The following is a 19,786-nucleotide window of genomic DNA, read 5'->3' on the forward strand; positions in this document are numbered from 1 at the left end:
CAGCATGGCGCGCCTGTGACCGTTGATGATTGTTGCCGCAGTGCGGGCAGCTCGTCTCCCCAGACTGACTTCCTTACACGAATGCTAACCCCAATTGTGACCGACGCCTCACCCATCGGGCGACACAACAAAAAAGGCGGACGACGACGCTTGATCATTGGCCCGTGCCTGCAACCGGCGTAGGGTGTCTTCACACCCAGCGCACCCCTGCCGAATCGCCGGAACTTTTAGCGGAAGGAACTCCCATGACCATCCCGGAGCCACCGGCACCCAGGCAGCCGGACCGACCCTTTGGGTAAGGCCACGCCCTCGGACAGCGCCATGCTGGCCGAGACCGCCTCGCACCTCTACGGACTACCCCTGGAGGCGTTCACCGCCGAACGTAACGCCCGCGCCAAGGACATCGCCGACAAGGAAGTGGCCGGCCAGGTCAGGAAGCTGCCCAAACCGTCAATGGCGGGCTGGCTCATAAACATGCTCACCCTGCACCGCCGCCCCGCCGTCGACGAAGCCTTGGCCCTGGGCGTTGAGTTGCGCGCCGCGCAGGAGCACCTCGATCAGGCCCGAATGAAGGAGCTTGGCCAGCAGCGGCAGCGCCTGCTGGCCACGCTGGGACAGGACAGTCTGGATCTTGCCAAGGAGTTGGGTCACGGTGTCAGCGCCTCGGTTGCCGCCGAGCTGGAACAGACGTTCCGCGCCGCGATGACCGACCCGGACGCGGCTGCTGCGGTCGCAACCGGCCGGTTGCTGCGTGCCCTCACCGCCAGCGGCTGGGATGCCGTCGATCTTGCCGGCGCCGTGGGCGGACCCTTTGATCGACCCACCAGCAGCCCCACATCCGGCTCTCAGAAGTCCGGGGACGACGGCGGCGCAGAGGTCGAGGGCGCCCGCAACGACCTGGAAGACGCCGAACGGACGCTCGCAGATGCCGACGACGACGCCGAGGACGCGGGGCGGCGGATCACCAAACTACAGGACCGCCGTCGGGGTCTCTCCTCCGAGATTGAGGAGTTACAGCGTCGCCTGACCGATCTGTCGACCGACCTGAGATCACTGGACGGGCAGATCGACGACGCCGAACGTGTCCAGTCCGGCGCGGTGCGCGCCGCCCGCGATGCGCAACGGACAGTGGACCAGGCCAAACGTCAGCTGGAGCGGCTCCTCCGCTGACTCGGGCTCTCCCCGCTTCCAATGCTTACCCTCCGGAAACGCCCCGTTAATCCGGCGGTGTCGCCATGGTGTTTGACTAACCGGCCATTCACCGAGGGATCAATGACACGTATCGGCCTCATTAGGGTTCTCACCTCCTCCAATCCACGACTGCTGAATCTCCATGGGCACGCGGTTCGGGAGGCTTTCGGCGTCGATGTGTTGTCCCGCGCCGTGCAGGAACAGCCGGAAGGCGTCCACGATCGCCAGACTCACGACGCTGCCGCGCCGAAGGTTCTGGCCATCGCGGCGGAACTGGCGCACCAGGTGGACGGCATCATGATCAGCTGCTCCTCCGATCCAGGACTGGACGAGGTCCGCGGTCTTGTGGACCTGCCGGTAGTCGGGGCCGGTTCGGCTGGAGCGGCCGCCGCGCTGGCGCTGGGATCCCGGGTGGGAGTGCTGGCCCTGGGCTCAGCCCCACCACGCGCGGTGTCGCAAGTTCTGGGCAGCCACCAGTATTCGGTCCGCTCGCCCGACGGCGTCCGACACACCCAGGATCTGCTCACGCCGTCCGGGGTGTACGAAACCTACCGTGCGGCGGAACGGCTGGTCGACGACGGCGCGGATGTGATCCTGCAGGCCTGCACCGGTCTCACCAGCATGGGCGTGGCCCTCGAGCTACGCCGCCGCTACGGGCTACCCGTCGTTGATGCAGTGCTCGCCGCCGGGTCCGCCCTCACCCTTCAGCTGGCGGCGCTCGGTGCCCAGAGATCGTCGGAGCAGCTCACCGCCGCCACCAGGTAGGCACGTCAAAGCAGTAGCGCAGCTTTCACTGCCAGCGGATCTCTGGAGTTTGGGCTACTGCCCGCTGGGCCGGGTGCGGCGGCTGAGTTTCGTGAGGGAATCCCATCTCCGTGCCGCAAGCCTCTGCAGGTCGCTCGTCGAACTCGAGGGGACGGGTTTCCGCGACGTCCGCCGACTCGGCCAGCCGACCCTTTTCCGTTCAACTGAGCGATCCGTCCCCGTGTCGCCATCTGGCCGCGCGCCCGGGTCGTCACTCATTTCATGATGCTTGCTCATCCTGCTCAGCCCCCTCCTCGATACCTTGCGCCCAGTCAGCTGGACAGCCCTTCTCTCTCTCCTGCAACTCCTCTAGAAGTAGGAGGTAGTCTTCCTGCGCCCCAAATTCGGGAAAGTCATGGTTCATCTCGTTGAACACAGCATCGCAAAGTGCTGTCAGGTCGACCATTGGCAGGTCGGAAAGGCCCTCTGGAAGCCGCGACAATGGTGCTTCGAAATCGGACGGCAGGATCGGATAGTTGACTTCCCAATCCGCAGGGGTCAGCAGGCTAGGATCCGCCACTTCTGTCATCTCTTGATGTTTCATTAACCGCTCCACAAGATCACGCTGCTCTCGTGGCCCACTGCTAAACCCTGCTCCGATCATAAGGCCAAACGCATGTTTGGTAAACAGTTGTAAGAAACGTGGGTGCTCGCCGGCTTCGCTGGCCTCATCGAAAGATAGTAAGTATGCTTGGTGGTTGAACTAAGCGATATAACGCATCTGCACCCCCATGATCATCCTGTTATAACTCTCGCCGGGTAGTGAGGATGTCCGACCGCGTACCGAGCCGCCCAATTCGGGTAGCGACCACTCGTTACAACGTGGACTGGAGCTTCTACCCTGAAGACCTCCGGGAAGAATAGGACACCATGATCGACTACGCCATCGACGCGCTCCCCCTCCATTCGCCAGAGGCATTGGTTAATTTGGGGCGCGAACTCGAGAACCCAGTGGCCTGTCATGCGTTCATTCAGATCTCCATCGGCATGTGGGACCAGCGGTATTACCGGCTCACTCATGCCGTCGCTGACCGCGACGAAGCACAGCTGATGGACGTCATCCTCAGCATCGAAAGCTCCTGCAAAATGCTCGGACTCCAGCAACTTGCCGCGTTGGCCACCCTGATGAAGACCCGCCTCGAGAACCACGACCTTGACGGCGTGGAAAATCTTCTCGAACCCCTTGAGCACTGCGGACAGTTGAGCATGCGTGCGCTTCAGGAAGCCTACCCAGCCTAGGTACCCGCCGACTCAGGTTTAACCGGTCAGGTCCCGCTATTCAGAGCCCGGCACCGGCGGACCCCGAGCGGCCTGCCCGCCATCGCGCAACCTCGGCGTCGACGTCGCGCGTCCGGGTAATGACTGGCGGGCCACCCAGCAGCTGACGACGTGCGTTGATCACCCTTCGGTTGAACTCCTCGAGGATTTCCCGGACCACAGCCTCAGTCCGCTCAGCCTTTAGCCGACCGTCCAGTTCAGCGTCGTCGTTCCGCAGGAGGAACGGCTCCGGGGCTAGACCCGTCAAACGCTCCCGAACGATCAGTTCCTTGACCCACCAGTCGGGGTCAACACTCTGTGCGGCCCGGTAGCCCCTGGCTCGCTGCACCCGACGGGCGGCGTCATTCATCTTGTCGTTCATCTCCGCCTCCCGTGCAGTGTCCGCTTGCACACCCAGTATCCAAAGATCCCGCATCGGCGGCAACAGGAATACCGGGGGCTGCCGATTGTTGTACCGGGCATGAGTGAACAGCTAAAGACAATAGGTTTCATTGGCAGCGGCCACATCGGCTCACAGTTGGCACGGCTGGCGGCGGGGCACGGTTACCACGTGGTGGTGAGCAACTCGCGTGGACCGGAGACCCTGCAGGATCTGGTCGCTGAACTTGAGTCATCGGCTGGCAACGGCACGGCCCGAGCGGGAACGCCGGCCGAAGCAGCCGCGGCGGGCGACGTCGTCGTCGTGACCATCCCGCTGAAGAACATCGCGTCGGTGCCCGCCGAGCCGCTGACGGGGAAAATTGTCATCGACACGAACAATTACTATCCAGAGCGTGACGGGCAGATTCCGGTTCTCGACAACGAGGCCAGCACCACCGCCGAATTGCTGCAGGACCTCCTGCCCACCTCGCACGTGGTGAAGGCGTTCAACAACATCTACTCGGCGGACCTGACCTCGAAGGGCACCCCCGAGGGGACACCGGGGCGGCGGGCGCTACCCATCGCCGGGGATTCCGCTGCGGCCAAGGAGACGGTTGCCTCCCTCCTGTCGCAGTTCGGGTTTGACACCGTCGACGCCGGCGCACTGGCCGAGGGATGGCGTTTCCAGCGGGATACGCCCGCCTACGGTCCCACGTTCGACGTCGACCAGCTGCGGGAAGCGTTGTCGCAAGCGAAGCGCTACGCAGACACGCCCTAGGCGGCGCGGCTCAGGTAGGAAAGTGGCATCGCAAAGGATCCCCGCCGTCAAGTCCTACCAGTCGTGAATGGTTCCGTCCTTCAACCGGTTGAACGGTAGGTACGCGGGATTGTAGGGGTGCGCTGCGGCCGCCTCCAGGTTCAGCTCGACGCCAAGTCCTGGCTTCTCCCCTGGGTGCAGGTAGCCGTCCTCGAAGCTGAAGGACTGCTGGAACACCTCATTGGTGAGATCCCCGTGGCGCATGTACTCCTGGATGCCGAAGTTGTGGATAACCAGGTCCAGGTGCAGGGCGGCGGCCATCCCTACCGGTGAGATGTCGGTGGGCCCGTGGATACCTGATTTGATCTGGTACTGGGATGCATAGTCGAGGATTTTCTTCATTGCGCTGATTCCCCCAGTGTGGGTAACGGCGGAGCGGACATAGTCGATCAGCTGTTCCCGGATCAGGGTCTGGTAGTCGAACACCGTGTTGAAGACCTCGCCAATCGCAAGTGGCGTGGTGGTGTGCTGGCGGACCAACCGTAGCGCATCCTGGTTTTCCGCTGGCGTGCAATCCTCGAGCCAGAACAGGTCGTACGGTTCCAGGGATTTCCCCAGCCGCGCAGCCTCGATTGGCGTCATCCGATGGTGACCGTCGTGCAGCAGCGGCAATTCCGGTCCAAACTCGCTGCGGACCGCCTCAAACACTGTCGGAATGTGTCGGAGGTAGGCGCGGGTGTCCCAGTCCTCCTCGGCGGGGAGCGCTGCGCGCTGCGCCGGCTCGTAGTCGTATCGGGTGCCGCCAGCACTCGGCTGCGCCGCCACCCCGTAGACAGCGTCGATACCGGGAACCGCCGTCTGGATCCGGATGGCCTTGTAGCCCAGGTCAAGGTGCTCCCGGACCGAGTCGAGAATCTCGGGGATGTCCCGCCCGCTCGCATGCCCGTAGGCGCGGATGCCGTTCCGGGACGCGCCCCCCAGCAATTGGTAGAGCGGCATCCCGGCTGCCTTCGCCTTGATATCCCAGAGCGCAACATCGACCGCTGCGATCGCCGCCATGGTCACTGGTCCGCGGCGCCAGTACGCTCCCCGGTAGAGAAACTGCCAGGTATCCTCGATCCGGTGCGCGTCCCGCCCGATCAGCAGGGGTACTACGTGGTGCTCCAGGTATGCAGCAGCGGCAAGCTCCCGCCCGTTCAGGGTGGCATCACCAAGCCCGGTCAGGCCATCCTCGGTGGTGATCTGGAGAGTGACGAAGTTCCGGTCCGGACTGGACACGATCACTTCTGCGCTCTTGATTTTCACATAGTCTCCTTGATACGAACTCGTGATTGATGAAACGACTGGTTAGCGGATGGTGCTTCCCGCGGATTGCCCGGCAAGGGGAAGCTCGCTGCGGTAGGGCAGGTTCTCCCAGTCCCCGGAGCCGGCGACGGCGAAGGCCCCGAGTGCAACCCCTCGCAGCAGTCGGCCAGCGGTGGGCTCCCCGTCGAGCAGGGCAGACAGGTATCCGGCGGTGAACGCGTCACCGGCACCCACCGTGTCGACGACCGGCACCGGCAGGGCGCTTTGATGGACCGCTGCCTCCCGCACGGTGAAGGCCGAGGCGCCCGCTGCGCCGCGTTTGATGATGACGTCGGTGACGCCGCGCCGGTGCAGACTGGCCACTGCGCCGGCTTCCGAGTCGCTGGACGCCACGAGGGCGAGTTCGTCCTCGGAGGCGATGACGAGATCGGCCAGATCTGCCAGCGGACCCAGGACGGCAGCAGCTGCAGATACGGTCCACAGCTTGGCGCGATAGTTCACGTCGAAGCTGACCAGGATGCCCCGGCGGTTCGCCTCGCCAGCTGCCCACAGCGTCGCCGCTGCGGCACTGCTGGACAAGGCGGGGGTGATCCCCGTGAGGTGGAGAATCCGTGGCTGGCAGTCCAGTGCCGTCTTCAGGTCGTCGATACAGAGGGCCGAGCCCGCAGAGCCTGCCCGGTAGTAGGCGGCCCGGGACACATCGGCAATTCGCTTCTCCAGCAGCATCAGTCCGGTGGGTCGGCTGGGATCCGTGACGACGAGGTCGGTTATCACCGCCTCGGCGCGGAGGGTCCGCAACGCGAAGGCACCTACTTCGTCGTCGCCAAGCCGGCCGACCCAGCTCGCCAGATGGCCGAGTCGGGCGAGTCCGATTGCCACGTTGCTCTCCGCCCCGCCGAGGGACATGGTCATCGCTCCCCCGGCCCTCAGCAATCCTGCCGCGCGGAGCGAGGCCATGGTCTCACCGAAGGTCACCACCTCAACCTTCGAACCGGTTGGGGTCCCGTCACTCATTCGGCGACGGCTGCCGCGAGATCCAGGTACCGCCGCGCACGCTGCCGTAACGCGGCGAGGTCCCCGCCGGACGCCGAGTCCCCGATAAGAGGTGAACCCACTCCGACAGCGACTGCGCCGCGCGCCAGATAGTCGGCTGCGGCTGCCTCGTCCACCCCACCAACTGGCACAACCGGGATGCTCGGGAAGGGGTCGCGCAGCGCGGAGAGATACCGGGGTCCGCCGAGCGAAGCGGGAAAGAGTTTGATGCCGGTAGCGCCCTGATCCATCGCCGAGTACACCTCAGTGGGGGTCAGCGCTCCGGCAATGACGGGGAGGTGAAGCCGCACGGCGGCCGCCACCGATGCTGACACCGCTGGCGTGACAATGAACTGGCCCCCAGCAGCAGCAACCCGCTCGACGTCGTCAGCGGTCAGCACGGTGCCGGCTCCGACAGTCGCCCGCTCCCCCACCTCCTGGCGGATAGCGGCGATGACAGCGACGGCGTCCGGGGTGTTAAGGGACACCTCGAGAAAGCTGACCCCCTCGTCAACCAAGGCCACGGCGGCACGGATGGAGGCGTCGCGGTCGGTACCGCGAATGATGGCCAGCAGGCGGTCTTCGGTGAGTCCGGCGAGGAAGTCAGACACAGGTTGTCCTTTCGTAGTACTGGAAGGTCGGCTCTACCACTCGGCGTAGGAACCGTCGGCGTGCCGCCACATGGGTGAGCGCCAGGCGTGGCCGCTTTTATCCACCCGGCGGACGGCGGCCTCGTCGATCTCGATCCCCAGCCCTGGACCAGTGAGGCGCTCCACATGACCGTCCACGAACCTGAGTGGAGTTTTGTCGAGGACGTAGTCGAGCACCTCGGCCCCCTGGTTGTAGTGGATGCCGATGCTCTGTTCCTGGATCAGGAAGTTGGTGGTGGCGAAGCCCACCTGCAGGCAGGCGGCGAGCGCCAACGGTCCGAGCGGGCAGTGGGGCGCTAGCTGGACATCGTAGATTTCCGCCAGTGTTGCAATCTTCCGGACCTCGGTGATCCCGCCGGCGTGTGAAAGGTCCGGCTGCGCGACGGCGATCCCGGCCTGGAGCACCGGCAGGAACTCCTGCCGGTTGTACAGCCGTTCCCCGGTGGCGATGGGAATGCTGGTGGAGCTGGCGAGTCCGCCGATCAGGTGCGAGTTCTCCGGCACCGTCGGCTCCTCGAGAAAGAACGGGTGCAACGGTTCGAGCAGCGGCGCCACCCGGCGGGTGTTGGCGAGAGTGAATCGGCCGTGAAAGTCGACGGCGACATCGCGGTGCGGGCCGAGGACCTCCCTGGCTGCGGCGACGCGCTCCACGACGGCATCGATTTCGGCGACGCTGCCGAGCGGGCTCATCCGGCCGCTGGCGTTCATCTTCACTGCGGTGAGCCCCACCTCAAGTTGGGCGGCAATGGAGTCGGCCACCTCGGCGGGCTCGTCGCCGCCAACCCAGCCGTACATCCGGATCCGGTCGCGGACGTGTCCGCCGAGCAACTGGTGCACCGGCACGCCGAGGGACTTTCCGGCGATGTCCCAGAGCGCCTGGTCCAGGCCGGCCACTGCGCTGGCAAGAATGGCGCCGCCGCGGTAGAAAGACCCTTTGGTCATGACCTGCCAGTGGTCCTCGATCCGCAGTGGGTCGGCGCCGATCAGCAGTTCAGAAAGTTGCTCGACGGCGGTGCGAACCGTCTCGGACCGCCCCTCAATTACCGGCTCACCCCACCCGACGATCCCGCTGTCTGTCTCCACCCTCACAAAGAGCCATCGCGGGGGAACGAGGAAGGTTTCGATCCTGCTAATGCGCATGAATATTGCTTTCGGTCAGGTACGCGACAACATTGTCAACCATTGCCTGCGGCGGGAGGGAAATGTCGATGGTCAGCCCACGTTCGTCGTCGCCCAGGGTCTGCAGGCTCTCGTACTGGGAGGCGAGCAGCGACGGCGGCATGTACTCGTGCTCGCGTGCCGAGATCCGCGCGGCCACCAGCTCCATGGTCCCGTGTGGGTGGACCACCACCAGCTCCGGCACATGGCCCCTCAGCAGGTCTCGATAGGCCAGCTTCAGGGCAGAGCAGGCGACGACGACGCCGGCCTGGCGGCCCTGCGCAAGCACGTTGCCCACGGTGTGCAGCCATGGCAGCCGGTTATCGTCGGTCAGCGGCGTGCCGGCCGACATGAGCGCCTTGTTGTCATCAGGGTGGAGATCGTCGCCGTCAATGAACCTGACACCTAGACGCTGCGCAAGCAGGGCCCCGACGGTGCTTTTGCCAGAGCCCTGCACCCCCATAACCACGATCGGAGGGGAGGTTGAGTATGCCATGACCTAGCCTTTGGTCGCGCCGGCGGTCAGGCCGGAAACTATGTACTTCTGAGTGAATAGGGCGATCACCATGATCGGGATGGTGACCACCACCGAGGCTGCCATCAGCCCTCCCCAGTCGATGCTGGCGTAGGCCACGAAGTTGAAGATGGCCACGGGCAGCGTCTTCGTCTCGGCGCCGGAAAGCACCAGGGCGAACATGAAGTTGTTCCACGAGAAGATAAACGCCAGGATTCCGGCGGTGGCTACACCTCCGACGGAGAGGGGCAGGGTGATCCGCAGGAACGCGCCGATATGGGTGAGTCCATCTACTCGGGCCGCCTCTTCCAGTTCCAGCGGCATCGAATCGTAGTAGGACATCATGATGTAAACGATCAGAGGCAGGGCCACGAACATGTGCGAGAGGATTAGCACCCCGTACCCGCCCACCAGCGACAGGTTGGAGAAAACGTAGTACCAGGGCACCAGCAGGCTGACTCCGGGGATGATGCGGGCCATCAGCACCACTACTGCCGAGCGACGCATAGCAAACCGGCTCATCGAGTAGGCGGCCGGGACCCCGATGATCAGGGACAGCGCGGTCGAAGCGAAGGCCACCCAGAAGCTGTTGAAGACGAACGAAAAGTAGTTGTTGCGGCCCAGCACCGTCTCGTAGTTGGCGGTGGTGGGGCTGAAGATCAGGGTTTTGCCGGCGTCGTAGATGTCCACGTTGGTCTTCAGCGACGCCAGGAACATCCAGACCAGTGGGGCAATGAAGGCCAGGACAACGAGCGTCAGAGCGACGATGCGGAAGATCTTGTAGCCCTGCCTGCGCAGTGGCTTCTTCCGCCGGGCGGGAATGCCGGCGGGCTTGGTACTGCCCTGGGTGAGGTTGGGAGCGATTGTGCTCATGTGCTACACGTCCTTCCGGCGCCGGGTCAGGACCCACATTGCCGCGATGATGATGAGGAAGAAGATGATCAGGACGGTTGAGGACAGCCCGTAGTCGTTGTAGTCGAAGCTGAGCCCGTAGGCGTAGATATTCAGCGTTTCCACCTCGTTGAAGGATCCGCCGCCGCGGCCCTTGGTGGCGTACAGCAGGTCGAAGGTCTTCAGCGCGTCGATGCTGCGCAGCAGGACCGCAACAATGATGGTCGGCATCAGCAGCGGGACGGTGACGTAGCGGAAGCGCTGCCAGGCGTTGGCGCCGTCGATCCGGGCCGCTTCGTCAGGTTCCTCGGATAGCGAGGTGAGTCCCGCGAGCAGGATAATGACCACCATCGGGGTCCACTGCCAGATGTCAATGAAGATCACCGTGGGCAATGCCGTCGACTGGCCGGACAGCCACGGCTGAGCCGGAATGCCCACGAAGGCCAGGACCTGGTTGGCGAAGCCGATGTTCGGGTCGAAGATCAGCCGCCACATCATGCCGACGGCAACGGGGGTGGCTACCAGGGGCAGGAGGATGGCTACCCGGACCCATTTCTCACCCTTGAAGGGTCGCCACAGCAGGAGGGCGATGCACATGCCGAGAATCATCTGGACGGCGAGCGCCACCGAGGTGAAGGCGAAGGTGCGCCCCACGGCAGGCCAGAAGCGGTCAGTGTCGGCGAGCACTTCGGCGTAGTTGGCGAATCCGATGAAGTCGGATTCCGCACGCACCGACCCGGAGGAATCGGTGAGGCTCAGATACATGGTCCAGCCGAGCGGGAAGATGATCAGGATGCCAACAAAGATCATTGCCGGTGCGGCGAACAACCATTTTCGGTGGTTGTTCGCCCAGTCGGAGTAGGTCTTGTAGCGGGTGTTCCCCGGCCTGCGATCCTTCGGCGGGTTTGTCCTCGGTGGGGAGGCGACAGTCATGGTCAACGTCCTTGTTGCAGGAGGTGCAGTGGTTGCATTCTTGGTGGGGTGGAGCGCGTGCGAGGGGATACTGAGCCCAGTTGTCGTCACGGGCCGGTGGTTGCGCCGCCCGGCGGAGTCTTAGTCCACCGGGCGGCGCCGCATCGCGGGGCGGCTAAAGGAGCCGCCGTCAAACGCTATTCGCGTTCGTCGTCTAGGAACGACTGGAAGGATTCGCTGGCCGCGTCAGCGGCGGCATCGACGTCGCCGCCGGTGATGCCGATGACAAGTGGGTCACCAACGATTTCCCGGGCTTCAGCCACGTTGATTACGAGCGGGCGGTCGTAGCCCACGCCGTTCTCGGCGCTTGATTCGATTGCTGCTACGAGGTCCTCAGGGTAGGTCGCGGTGCCTTCAGGGTCGGCCCAGACCGAGGTGCGGGGACCTGGTACGCCTGCCTGCTGGATCTCGAGAACCATTTCCTTGCTGGTGGCCCATTCGATGAACTTCCAGGCGTTGTCCTGGTTGTTGGACGCCTCGTTGATACCGAGACCCCACGAGGGAACGTTGTAGGGCTTGGAACCGGCGGGGCCGGCAGGCAATGGAGCGAAGCCAACATTATCGGCGACCTGGGAGTTGGCCGGGTCGGTGGCGTTCTGGTAGAGGCTGTCAGCCTCGGTATAGAAGGCTGCACCACCCTGCGTGAAGATGGCCATCGCCTCGGGCCAGCTCATGTCGGTGCTGACATTCTCCGGACCGTATTCGTTGATCATGCGGCCGTAATACGCGTAGGCTTCCTTCGCTTCAGGCGACGCGACGGCTGAGTTGCCCTCTTCGTCGATAAAGTCGCCGCCGAAGCTGTAGAGGAAGCTGGAGAACTGGGTGACTGCCGGTGACTTGCCGGTGCGGGCAACAAATCCTGCAACATCGGGGTTCTCTTCACTGATCTGCTGGGCAGCCGCTTCAAGTTCCTCGAGGGTCTCGGGGACCTCGAGGCCGGCAGCCTCGAGGAGGTCGGTGCGGTAGTAGAGCACCTCTCGTTCGGTAATGGTCGGAATTCCGACCACCTTGTCCTCGAATGTCGTCGAGTCCACGGGGCCGCTCTGGAAATCAGACCATTCCCACTCGGAGTTGGATTCGACGCGTTCGGTCAGGTCCGCCAGATAGCCGTTCTGGGCGAACAGCTTGCCCTCCTGCAGTGGGCGATACATCATGACGTCGATCTCATCGGTGCCAGCGTTGAGCTGAACGTTATACTGCGCCGAGAGCTGATCCTCGCCGAGTTGGGTGAGGTCAACCGTCAGGCCGGTCTCTTCCTCAAATTCGGGGATGGCCTCGATGATTTTCTCGGTCCATACGTGGTTGGCGAGGGTGACGCGCAGAGTGTCGGAAGCTTCGTCGCCGCCACCTCCGCCGCATGCTGCAAGGGTTCCTCCAAGCAATGCCGTGACCGCCAGTCCGGCTACCCGCATAGTTTTGCGCTGCACTGTTGCTCCAGTTCTCTTCGTTGAGGACACCCGTATTGACCGGGGCCAGGAGTAGATGATCGGTTTACATCTGCTATAAACCAAGATAGTAGTGACAAAGATCATACTTAAGCAACCCCACTGCCGAAATGGGATGCTCTTGGTACGCTTCATTCCATGCAGCCCACCGACCCGCTTCCCTCTCATGCCGTGTCATCCGGCGCTGTGTCATCCGGGTTGCACGCCTCGGTCATCGACCAGATGGGACTGGCAATCGGGGCAGGCGAGTGGGCGGCCGGATCAGTGATGCGAATCGAGGAACTGGAGGGCCGCTACGGCGTGTCCCGCTCCGTCATCCGCGAAGTGCTCCGGGTACTGGCGTCGATGGGCATGGTCGAGTCCCGACGCCGCGTGGGCGTGCAGGTGCTGCCCGCCACCGAATGGAACCTCTACGATCGCCAGGTCATCCGGTGGCGGCTGGCTTCGCCCGGTCGGGTAGCCCAGCTGCGGTCGCTCACGGAACTGCGCACAGCCATCGAGCCGCAGGCGGCCAAGCTAGCGGCAATGCGGGCACCCCTAGCCGACGCCAGCGAGCTGATGGGCTTGGCCGGGAAGTTATGGGCAGCCGGCCAGGACGGTGATACCGAGCTATTCCTTACCCTCGACATTCAGTTCCACCGCCTGGTCCTGTCGAGCTCCGGAAACGAAATGTTCGGCAAACTCAACTCCCTGGTCGCCGAGGTGCTCACCGGCCGGACCCACTACGGTCTGATGCCCGAACACCCGCACGAGGAAGCCCTGCAGCTGCACGTTGATGTCGCCAGCGCCATTCAGCGCGGCAACCCGGTGGACGCCCACCACTCGATGCTCGCCATTATGGAACGGGCGATGACCGAGATGAGCACCCTTTGGAATGAGGCGGCCCACAAGTAACCCGGTTGATTCAGGGCTGAGCTCCGCGCACGACCCTGTAGCCTTGAGCTACTAAACAGTCGACTTACTATCGGAGGCCGTAGTGAACATCAAAGACGTAACGTGGAATGACGAAGCTCGCGAGAAGATCCTGTCGGACGCGGACAAGGCACTGCAGGAGGCTGTCAAGGAAGCCGCTAACAACCACGCAGACAGTGAGAGGGACGAGATCTACAAGTTCCTGTTCGAAAAGCTGCAGCCCCAGTTCGTCGATTTCAAGCCGGGGCCAGACTTGGGTAAGTACGCAGATGCCATCGCCGCGGGTGAGCTGGCTCCCGAGTAACTATCGATGGAACTGATGCGGTGGGGTGAGTCTGGCCACGAAATCCCGGTGGTGCGCCAGGACGGCACGGTGTACGACTTGCGCGCCCTCACCGCCGATATCACCGGGCCCTTCCTGAGGGATGGCGGGATCGGGCGGGTCCGTGATGCGCTGGGAGCAGGCGAGCTGCCGGAGCTCTCCGGGGCCACGTCCCTTCGGGTGGGTGCACCCTTGGCGAACATTGGCGCCGTCGTCTGCGTCGGCCAGAACTATGCGGCGCATGCCGCCGAAACCGGCGATCTGCCACCGGCCGCTCCCATCATCTTCTTCAAGCACCCCAACACCGTGGTGGGACCGAACGACGACGTCGTCATCCCGCCGGGCGCGCAGAAGGTGGATTGGGAGGTGGAACTGGCGGTCGTGATCGGCCGACGTGCCTCCTACCTGGACAGCACCGAGGAGGCGCTGGCGTGCATCGCCGGGTTCACCATCAGCAACGACGTTTCCGAACGGGACTACCAGATTGGCCATTCCGGCGGGCAGTGGTCCAAGGGCAAGTGCGCTCCCACCTTCAATCCGATGGGACCCGCGCTGGTGCCAGCCAAAGAGGTCGCTGACCCGCAGGCGCTTCGGCTGTATTCGAGCGTAAACGGCGAGGCTCGGCAGGATTCCACCACAGCAGACATGGTGTTCAGCGTCGCGGAGATCATCCGCGACCTGTCCCAGTACATGACCCTGGATCCGGGAGATGTGGTGAACACCGGCACCCCGGAGGGCGTCGCGCTCTCCGGCCGGTTCCCCTACCTGGCCGCGGGCGACGTTGTCACGATAGGTATTGAAGGCCTCGGCGAGCAGGTCCAGCGCATTATCAACTCCTGAGTTTTCCGCCGAAACAGTCTCTCCAGGCGTAAAATCGGCGTTACAACGCACTTCTGGTTGCCGCGTTAGTCAAGGAGGACTGTGATGGAAAGAAACGCGGAGGATCCACATGTAGTCGTCGGCGTCGACGGTTCTGGACCTTCCATCCTCGCCCTGCGTCTGGCCGCGAAACTGGCTCCAGCGCTCGGATCCGAAATACACGCAATCGCGTGTTGGGATTATCCGAAAATGTACGAAGAATATCTTCTTCCGGATATGACCATCTTTGAAAAAGGTGCACGCAAACGCCTCGACGAGGCAATCCACGAAGCGTTTGGCGACGAGCCGCCTCCCGGCTTCACCAGCTCCACTGTCCGGGGCCACGCCCCAACCCGTCTGGTCGAGGCCGGAGCCAAAGCACAAATGCTGCTGGTCGGTCGACGCGGCCATGGAGGCCTGCGGGGCTTGCATCTGGGATCAGCGAGCAATGCCTGCGTAGCCCGTGCAGTGTGTCCGGTCGTGGTGGTGCATGAAGACGGACAGACGGAGCCTCACCACCGTTGGCGCGACCGCTACCGCGAGAACCGCCCCCTGGAGCCCTATGACCTGATCTGACAGCAACACGGGAAGCCGACCAGCCGTCGTCATGATGTCACCCAAGCGGTGACGCCGGGCCCGGCAGATCGAGGATCTGCCGGAAAGTCTGCAGAGTGACGGCCGACCCCAGCTCGATCCCGAATGGGTTGCCCAGCACTTTGGCGGGTTCGTCGTCTTCACCCGGATCGCCGAGGGAACTGACCACCAGCGAGGCGCCCGTGAGGTCCTCGCCCCGGGAGAAACCGCTGATGGTGACCACCGTGCGCAGTCCGGCGCCGACGGCGGCGCGGAGTCCGTTGGCGCTGTCCTCCACGACGATGGCCTCGCCGGGTTCGAGGCCCAGATCATCGAGGATCAGCAGGTAGATGTCCGGCGCGGGTTTCTTGGCCAGCACCATGTCGCCGGCGAAGATGCTGAACATGGCAGCAAGTCCCACCCCTACCGCGTGGGTGAGTACTGCCCGCACCTCGGGTTCGAGCGCGGTGGACGCGACCGCGAGGCCCCACCCGGCGAGGTGTGCTTCCTGCACCACCCGGAAGATGCCGGGCCGGGCCGGCATGACCCCTTTGTCCACCAGTTCCGTGTAGATTGCCGTCTTGCGTTTGTGCCAGGCCAGGATCGCCTCGTCCTTGGCGTCCTCGCTGGTCAATCCCAGCTGCTGGCTCAGCTCGTCGGTAAGAATGCTGCGCATCCGTTCTTTCCCGCCGCCGATCAGCACCTTCTGCGCGTACTCGTCGACGGTCCACTGGACGGGCACGCCAAATTCTTCAAAGGTCTGGTTGAAGGCGGGAAGGTGACCGAACTGTTCGGTATCGGCGATCACGCCGTCGCAGTCGAAGATCAGCGTGGGCACGATCTGTGGTGTGTCGCCCACGGCAACCCCCTTGTTGGCTGGTCTCCATGGTAGGCGAACCCACGCCGTCCGGATAGGAGGAACTGCCCTCCCCTCATTTACCGCAGCGCTACCAGGAGCCCGCTACTTCCAGGTTTGACTAGCCGGTGAGCAACCGCGCCATCAGGGCCGGGTCCACCGAACCTCCCGACACAATTGCCGCAACCTTGGCACCGCGCGGCGCGAGATCGTGCATCCAGGCTGCGGTGGCGACGGCGCCTGATGGCTCGGCGACCAGCCGGCCTTCCACAGCAATGTGACGGACCGCGGCGAGGATCTGCTCTTCGGACACGGTGACGACGTCGTCGACGTAGCGCCTGATGTGCTCCCACGGGTGGACCCCGACAGCTGGCGTGCGCAGCCCGTCGGCGACCGTGCGGTAGGTGAGGGCGGTGTCCCAGGTGACGCGGCGCTGCTCGCGCAGGCTTTCGGCGGCGTCGGCTGCCAGTTCCGGTTCGACGCCGATCACCTGCACCTCCGGGCGCAGCGCCTTGATGGCGGTGGAGATTCCGGAGATCAGCCCGCCACCCGAAATGGGGACCAGGACGACGTCGACGTCGGGCAGTTGCTCAATCAGCTCGAGGCCTACGGTGCCCTGGCCGGCGATAATCCGCAGGTCGTCGTACGGGGGAACCTCGACGTATCCGTGCTCGGCGGCGAGTTCAAGCGTGTGGCTATCCCGTTTGGACGCGGGGACCAGAACCACTTCGGCGCCCAGCGCCCGGACGGCGGCAACCTTGGTGGGTGGGGCGGCGTCGGGCATCACGATCACCGCGTGCAGGTCGAGGCGCTTTGCCAGCCACGCGACCGCGCGGGCATGGTTGCCCGAGGACTGGGCGATGATGCCGCGTTCGCGGGACTCATCGAGGACCTGCGAGATGGTGTTGTAGGCGCCGCGGAGCTTGAACGCGCCGGTGGGTTGCAGGGATTCAGCTTTCAGGTGCAGCACGTCTGACGGCCGGTCCGGGTGGGGCAACGCAACTATCGGGGTGCGCAACACCAGGTCCTGGATGCGGCTGGCGGCTGCTCGGATGTCAGCCAGGGTGACCAACTGGGCGTCGGTGCTGGAGGCAGGCTGATCCGTGGTGGCGTACGCGTTGTCCATAGGTGGATCTTACGTGGTGGTGTGGGCTCGGGAAGGGAGCCGGGACTATGCGGCTATGCTTGGCGGGCTGCCCACAGACAAGTGGTCGGCGTCACAACACCTTTGGGGGAAACATGAAAAAGCGAACAGCAGGACTGGCAGTTGCGGTGGCCGTTGGGTTCACCGCGTTGTCGGCTACACCAGCCCTTGCAGTAGCTCTTCCGTTCGAAAACTGCGATGCTGCAGCAGCAGTAGGGGTCTACAACATTCCGGCCGGTACGCCTGGTTACCAGCCCAAGCTTGACCGCGATAACGATGGCTTCGGGTGCGATGCGCAGGGTAATCCTCCCTACGACGCCTCCATCGTGGCAGCCATCGTTGTGCAGAACACTCCTCCGGTTCCGGTAGAGGAGGTAGTCGAGGCGCCAGTGGTTCAGGTTCCGGCGGCCCCGGTGCCTGCGCAGGTTGGTGAAATGCCAGTAGGCGGCGTCGACACCGGCGTGGCACAGCAGGCAGGCACAGATTTGGGCGCCATTGCACTGGGCGGCGGCCTGGTCCTGACGGCTGCTCTCGGCGGGGCGTACCTGGTTCGCCGCGCGGCAATCCAGTCATAGGGTTCGTTGCTGGCTAGGCACCCTCTTCGGAGAGTGTCACGGTCGGTGTAGCTGCTTCGGCGGCTACACCGACCGCTTTCGTCTAACTCCGGTGCCGCTGGGTAGTGGCGCCTATTCGCAGCCCACGCCGTCGCCGTCGCCGTCCAGATGGCTGCCGTACCCGGGCTGCCCTGCGTAGACCGGTGCGGCGCCGGCGGCGCGGGCGGCGGTGCAGTTCTCGAATGGGACGGCCGGTGCCGGAGCGGGTGCCGGCGCAGGTGCGGGTGCGGGTGCCGGGGCCGGCGCGGGCGCTGGGGCCGGTGCGGGCGCTGGGGCCGGTGCGGGCGCCGGCACAGGCACCGGCACAGGCACCGGCGCCGTCTGGCTGGTCGGAGCCAGCAGGTCGGAGCAGTTCCCGAGAACCCGTGCCATCGCGTCCCGTTCGGCTTGGGTGACCCACAAATTGTAGGTGGCCTTCACCGAGATCTGCCGGGCGACGTACTCGCACCTGAACGACTGGTTCGGCGGCAGCCAGGTGGCGGCGTCGCCCGCTCCCTTTTGCCCGTTGGTCGGCCCATCGGTGGCCTGGAGGTTCAAGGGATCGTTGGCGAAGGCGATGCGCTGATCGACGGTGAGCTGCTGGGCACCCTTCTGCCAGGCATCGGAGAGTGCCACCACATGATCAATCTGGACCTCGATGCTGGTGGACTGGCCCCGCAGAAAGTTGATGGTGGTGCCCGTATAAGGGTCGTCGAGAATGCCTGACGAAACCTTGCAGGGCACCGAGTTGGCGTGAATGATCGCCGTGAGATCCCGGTTGAGCATGTCGTTGCGCGTGTCGCAGCCGTTGCGGTCGACGTCGGCCCAGGCCTGTCCAAACTGGTCCCGGTCATATCCGGTCTTCGGCGCCCGGCCCTTGACGGCAAGGGTGTCCAGCAGTTCGAGGGCGCGAACGCCGTACGCCGGCTGGTCTTCGGGAGCACTCGGGTCGCCGTCGACGGCGGTGGACTCGTCAACGTCAACCGGCGCGACATCTTCGCTCAGTGCGGGCGTCGGCGTCGCAGTCGGAGTTGGTGTGGGTGTGGGTGTGGGTGTCGGCGTGGCACTGGGCGTCGGTGTCGTCGCGGGAGGGGTGGCCGACTCGACCTCGGCCGGAGCGGAGGTTGCCTCCTCGGCAACTGCCGCGGGCGTGGTGGTGTCGGTCGGAGGCGCCAGGAGCCCTCCGATCAGGAAGGCGGCCAGCGCGCCCGCCATGGTGATCGCGCCCATCTTCCTGCCGGCGATGCCGGCCCAGGACGCGCGGTTGGTGATCACCACGTACAGGCCGGTGAAGAACGCAACCAATCCCGCCATCACGAGGGCGCCACTGGGTCCGCTGGTGATGAGGCCCAATGCGATCAGGAAGAGACAGGCACCTGCTACCACCGCTGTAGAGATCCTGATTTTCGGTTTATCCGTCGCCGGCTCGGTCAACGGGTCAGGTGGCAGCGACGAATTTGGCAAGTGGTTCCCCCAGGAAAGTGATTGTCAGCGAAGCCTACCGTTGATCAGTCGGCCGCCCGGCATCAGACCAGACGCTCCTCCCGGGCGATGATGGCGGCCTGGGTGCGCGACCGGCAGCCGAGCTTGGTGAGCACCCGTGACACGTGGGTCTTGGTGGTTCCCGCCGAAATAGTGAGCCGTGCTGAAATATCCCGGTTGGACAGCCCCTCGGCAATCAGTGCGAGCACCTCAGTCTCCCGTTCGGTCAGCTGGTCCTCGGGCCCGCTGCTGCTCGGGGCGGGCGCGGTGTCCTGCCCGGCGGTGAGGAGTGACGCATCGCGATCCAGGGCAACGTACGCCTCCAGGAGGCGGCGGGTCGCTTCGGGGGCAATGACGGCGTCGCCAGCCGCGACCCGACGGACCGCCTCCAGCAAAGCCGCAGGCTCGGCGGTTTTGAGCAGGAACCCGGCCGCGCCAGCCCGCAGCGCGCCGAAGATGTACTCGTCCACGTCGAACGTGGTCAGGATCAGCACCTGTGCCAGCCCGGCGCCAACAATGGTCCGGGTGGCCGCGATCCCGTCCATTCCGGGCATCCGTACGTCCATCAGCACGACGTCGGGACGTAGTGCGGTCGCGTTGGCCACCGCCGCGTTGCCGTTGGATGCTTCACCGACCACCTCGACGTCGGGCGCTGCTTCGAGGATGAACCGCATGCCGGCCCTGATGGC

The 19,786-nt window shown here is 64.5% G+C and carries 23 protein-coding genes; 9 read left to right on the top strand and 14 right to left on the bottom strand.

What is annotated here, in order from left to right; translation table 11 throughout:
* The first annotated feature begins 321 nt into the window (after positions 1-321).
* The gene (locus H4V95_RS15125) at positions 322-1,170 is read left to right on the top strand and encodes a hypothetical protein (RefSeq protein WP_209730956.1); all 849 of its coding nucleotides are present in this window, start codon (positions 322-324) and stop codon (positions 1,168-1,170) included.
* Between the two features lie 102 nt (positions 1,171-1,272).
* Complete coding sequence (locus H4V95_RS15130; protein ID WP_245345733.1) at positions 1,273-1,956, top strand: aspartate/glutamate racemase family protein; 684 nt, start codon at positions 1,273-1,275, stop codon at positions 1,954-1,956.
* 259 nt (positions 1,957-2,215) lie between these two features.
* Here H4V95_RS15130 and H4V95_RS15135 read toward each other — a convergent pair whose 3' ends face one another.
* Positions 2,216-2,539 (bottom strand): hypothetical protein, encoded by a 324-nt coding sequence (locus H4V95_RS15135; protein ID WP_209730957.1) that lies wholly within the window; start codon positions 2,537-2,539, stop codon positions 2,216-2,218.
* A 326-nt stretch (positions 2,540-2,865) separates the two neighbouring features.
* On the opposite strand from H4V95_RS15135, the gene H4V95_RS15140 reads away from it, so the two are divergent.
* The gene (locus tag H4V95_RS15140) at positions 2,866-3,234 is read left to right on the top strand and encodes a hypothetical protein (RefSeq protein ID WP_209730958.1); all 369 of its coding nucleotides are present in this window, start codon (positions 2,866-2,868) and stop codon (positions 3,232-3,234) included.
* 40 nt (positions 3,235-3,274) lie between these two features.
* Here H4V95_RS15140 and H4V95_RS15145 read toward each other — a convergent pair whose 3' ends face one another.
* On the bottom strand, positions 3,275-3,634 hold the full coding sequence (locus H4V95_RS15145; RefSeq protein WP_209730959.1) for a hypothetical protein: 360 nt from the start codon (positions 3,632-3,634) through the stop codon (positions 3,275-3,277).
* 99 nt (positions 3,635-3,733) lie between these two features.
* On the opposite strand from H4V95_RS15145, the gene H4V95_RS15150 reads away from it, so the two are divergent.
* Positions 3,734-4,411 carry an NADPH-dependent F420 reductase gene (locus H4V95_RS15150; RefSeq protein ID WP_209730960.1) on the top strand — a complete coding sequence of 226 codons (678 nt, stop codon included), beginning with the start codon at positions 3,734-3,736 and terminating at the stop codon, positions 4,409-4,411.
* Between the two features lie 54 nt (positions 4,412-4,465).
* On the opposite strand, the gene manD is transcribed toward H4V95_RS15150, so the two are convergent.
* The 8 genes from manD to H4V95_RS15190 form a co-directional block, all read right to left on the bottom strand.
* On the bottom strand, positions 4,466-5,695 hold the full coding sequence (manD, locus tag H4V95_RS15155; RefSeq protein ID WP_209730961.1) for a D-mannonate dehydratase ManD: 1,230 nt from the start codon (positions 5,693-5,695) through the stop codon (positions 4,466-4,468).
* 42 nt (positions 5,696-5,737) lie between these two features.
* Positions 5,738-6,709, bottom strand: a complete 972-nt coding sequence (locus H4V95_RS15160) for a sugar kinase (protein ID WP_196867197.1) — start codon at positions 6,707-6,709, stop codon at positions 5,738-5,740.
* Entirely contained in the window at positions 6,706-7,338 is a 633-nt protein-coding gene (locus tag H4V95_RS15165) for a bifunctional 4-hydroxy-2-oxoglutarate aldolase/2-dehydro-3-deoxy-phosphogluconate aldolase (protein WP_209730962.1), read from the bottom strand. The genes H4V95_RS15160 and H4V95_RS15165 overlap by 4 nt, the downstream gene beginning before the upstream one ends.
* A 33-nt stretch (positions 7,339-7,371) precedes the next feature.
* Entirely contained in the window at positions 7,372-8,517 is a 1,146-nt protein-coding gene (gene dgoD, locus H4V95_RS15170) for a galactonate dehydratase (protein ID WP_209730963.1), read from the bottom strand.
* Complete coding sequence (locus tag H4V95_RS15175; protein ID WP_196867200.1) at positions 8,507-9,031, bottom strand: gluconokinase; 525 nt, start codon at positions 9,029-9,031, stop codon at positions 8,507-8,509. The genes dgoD and H4V95_RS15175 overlap by 11 nt, the downstream gene beginning before the upstream one ends.
* Positions 9,032-9,034: 3 nt before the next feature.
* Positions 9,035-9,922: a carbohydrate ABC transporter permease gene (locus H4V95_RS15180; protein WP_196867201.1), complete on the bottom strand. Its 888-nt coding sequence runs from the start codon at positions 9,920-9,922 to the stop codon at positions 9,035-9,037.
* 3 nt (positions 9,923-9,925) lie between these two features.
* Positions 9,926-10,873, bottom strand: coding sequence for a carbohydrate ABC transporter permease (locus tag H4V95_RS15185; RefSeq protein WP_209730964.1), 948 nt, complete (start codon positions 10,871-10,873; stop codon positions 9,926-9,928).
* Positions 10,874-11,049: 176 nt separating this feature from the next.
* The gene (locus H4V95_RS15190; RefSeq protein WP_209730965.1) at positions 11,050-12,324 is read right to left on the bottom strand and encodes an ABC transporter substrate-binding protein; all 1,275 of its coding nucleotides are present in this window, start codon (positions 12,322-12,324) and stop codon (positions 11,050-11,052) included.
* A gap of 171 nt (positions 12,325-12,495) precedes the next feature.
* Here H4V95_RS15190 and H4V95_RS15195 point away from each other — a divergent pair, with 171 nt between their 5' ends.
* The 4 genes from H4V95_RS15195 to H4V95_RS15210 all read left to right on the top strand — a co-directional run bounded on the left by H4V95_RS15195 (position 12,496) and on the right by H4V95_RS15210 (position 15,025).
* Complete coding sequence (locus tag H4V95_RS15195) at positions 12,496-13,251, top strand: FadR/GntR family transcriptional regulator (RefSeq protein WP_245345734.1); 756 nt, start codon at positions 12,496-12,498, stop codon at positions 13,249-13,251.
* Between the two features lie 82 nt (positions 13,252-13,333).
* Positions 13,334-13,573 carry a hypothetical protein gene (locus H4V95_RS15200; protein WP_196867203.1) on the top strand — a complete coding sequence of 80 codons (240 nt, stop codon included), beginning with the start codon at positions 13,334-13,336 and terminating at the stop codon, positions 13,571-13,573.
* Positions 13,574-13,579: 6 nt separating this feature from the next.
* Positions 13,580-14,431: a fumarylacetoacetate hydrolase family protein gene (locus tag H4V95_RS15205; protein WP_209730966.1), complete on the top strand. Its 852-nt coding sequence runs from the start codon at positions 13,580-13,582 to the stop codon at positions 14,429-14,431.
* 84 nt (positions 14,432-14,515) lie between these two features.
* On the top strand, positions 14,516-15,025 hold the full coding sequence (locus tag H4V95_RS15210) for a universal stress protein (RefSeq protein WP_196867205.1): 510 nt from the start codon (positions 14,516-14,518) through the stop codon (positions 15,023-15,025).
* A 37-nt stretch (positions 15,026-15,062) separates the two neighbouring features.
* Here the strand turns inward: H4V95_RS15210 and H4V95_RS15215 are convergent, their stop codons facing one another.
* On the bottom strand, positions 15,063-15,881 hold the full coding sequence (locus H4V95_RS15215; RefSeq protein ID WP_312884057.1) for an HAD-IA family hydrolase: 819 nt from the start codon (positions 15,879-15,881) through the stop codon (positions 15,063-15,065).
* Between the two features lie 118 nt (positions 15,882-15,999).
* Positions 16,000-17,004, bottom strand: a complete 1,005-nt coding sequence (locus tag H4V95_RS15220) for a threonine/serine dehydratase (protein ID WP_209730967.1) — start codon at positions 17,002-17,004, stop codon at positions 16,000-16,002.
* Between the two features lie 113 nt (positions 17,005-17,117).
* On the opposite strand from H4V95_RS15220, the gene H4V95_RS15225 reads away from it, so the two are divergent.
* Positions 17,118-17,597 carry an excalibur calcium-binding domain-containing protein gene (locus tag H4V95_RS15225; protein WP_209730968.1) on the top strand — a complete coding sequence of 160 codons (480 nt, stop codon included), beginning with the start codon at positions 17,118-17,120 and terminating at the stop codon, positions 17,595-17,597.
* Between the two features lie 111 nt (positions 17,598-17,708).
* On the opposite strand, the gene H4V95_RS15230 is transcribed toward H4V95_RS15225, so the two are convergent.
* Together H4V95_RS15230 and H4V95_RS15235 are read right to left on the bottom strand one after the other, a co-directional pair.
* Positions 17,709-19,001 (bottom strand): DUF1524 domain-containing protein, encoded by a 1,293-nt coding sequence (locus H4V95_RS15230; RefSeq protein WP_312884058.1) that lies wholly within the window; start codon positions 18,999-19,001, stop codon positions 17,709-17,711.
* Positions 19,002-19,141: 140 nt separating this feature from the next.
* Entirely contained in the window at positions 19,142-19,771 is a 630-nt protein-coding gene (locus H4V95_RS15235) for a response regulator transcription factor (protein ID WP_245346235.1), read from the bottom strand.
* Positions 19,772-19,786 lie beyond the last annotated feature (15 nt).

Source organism: Arthrobacter sp. CAN_C5 (genome assembly GCF_017875735.1).
GTDB lineage: Bacteria > Actinomycetota > Actinomycetes > Actinomycetales > Micrococcaceae > Arthrobacter_D.

Coding starts and splice junctions, on each gene's coding strand:
- H4V95_RS15125 (WP_209730956.1), top strand. CDS start 322: ATGCTGGCCGAGACCGCCTCGCACCTCTACGGACTACCCCTGGAGGCG.
- H4V95_RS15130 (WP_245345733.1), top strand. CDS start 1,273: ATGACACGTATCGGCCTCATTAGGGTTCTCACCTCCTCCAATCCACGA.
- H4V95_RS15135 (WP_209730957.1), bottom strand. CDS start 2,539: ATGAAACATCAAGAGATGACAGAAGTGGCGGATCCTAGCCTGCTGACC.
- H4V95_RS15140 (WP_209730958.1), top strand. CDS start 2,866: ATGATCGACTACGCCATCGACGCGCTCCCCCTCCATTCGCCAGAGGCA.
- H4V95_RS15145 (WP_209730959.1), bottom strand. CDS start 3,634: ATGAACGACAAGATGAATGACGCCGCCCGTCGGGTGCAGCGAGCCAGG.
- H4V95_RS15150 (WP_209730960.1), top strand. CDS start 3,734: ATGAGTGAACAGCTAAAGACAATAGGTTTCATTGGCAGCGGCCACATC.
- H4V95_RS15160 (WP_196867197.1), bottom strand. CDS start 6,709: ATGAGTGACGGGACCCCAACCGGTTCGAAGGTTGAGGTGGTGACCTTC.
- dgoD (WP_209730963.1), bottom strand. CDS start 8,517: ATGCGCATTAGCAGGATCGAAACCTTCCTCGTTCCCCCGCGATGGCTC.
- H4V95_RS15175 (WP_196867200.1), bottom strand. CDS start 9,031: ATGGCATACTCAACCTCCCCTCCGATCGTGGTTATGGGGGTGCAGGGC.
- H4V95_RS15180 (WP_196867201.1), bottom strand. CDS start 9,922: ATGAGCACAATCGCTCCCAACCTCACCCAGGGCAGTACCAAGCCCGCC.
- H4V95_RS15185 (WP_209730964.1), bottom strand. CDS start 10,873: ATGACTGTCGCCTCCCCACCGAGGACAAACCCGCCGAAGGATCGCAGG.
- H4V95_RS15190 (WP_209730965.1), bottom strand. CDS start 12,324: ATGCGGGTAGCCGGACTGGCGGTCACGGCATTGCTTGGAGGAACCCTT.
- H4V95_RS15195 (WP_245345734.1), top strand. CDS start 12,496: ATGCAGCCCACCGACCCGCTTCCCTCTCATGCCGTGTCATCCGGCGCT.
- H4V95_RS15205 (WP_209730966.1), top strand. CDS start 13,580: ATGGAACTGATGCGGTGGGGTGAGTCTGGCCACGAAATCCCGGTGGTG.
- H4V95_RS15210 (WP_196867205.1), top strand. CDS start 14,516: ATGGAAAGAAACGCGGAGGATCCACATGTAGTCGTCGGCGTCGACGGT.
- H4V95_RS15220 (WP_209730967.1), bottom strand. CDS start 17,004: ATGGACAACGCGTACGCCACCACGGATCAGCCTGCCTCCAGCACCGAC.
- H4V95_RS15225 (WP_209730968.1), top strand. CDS start 17,118: ATGAAAAAGCGAACAGCAGGACTGGCAGTTGCGGTGGCCGTTGGGTTC.
- H4V95_RS15235 (WP_245346235.1), bottom strand. CDS start 19,771: ATGCGGTTCATCCTCGAAGCAGCGCCCGACGTCGAGGTGGTCGGTGAA.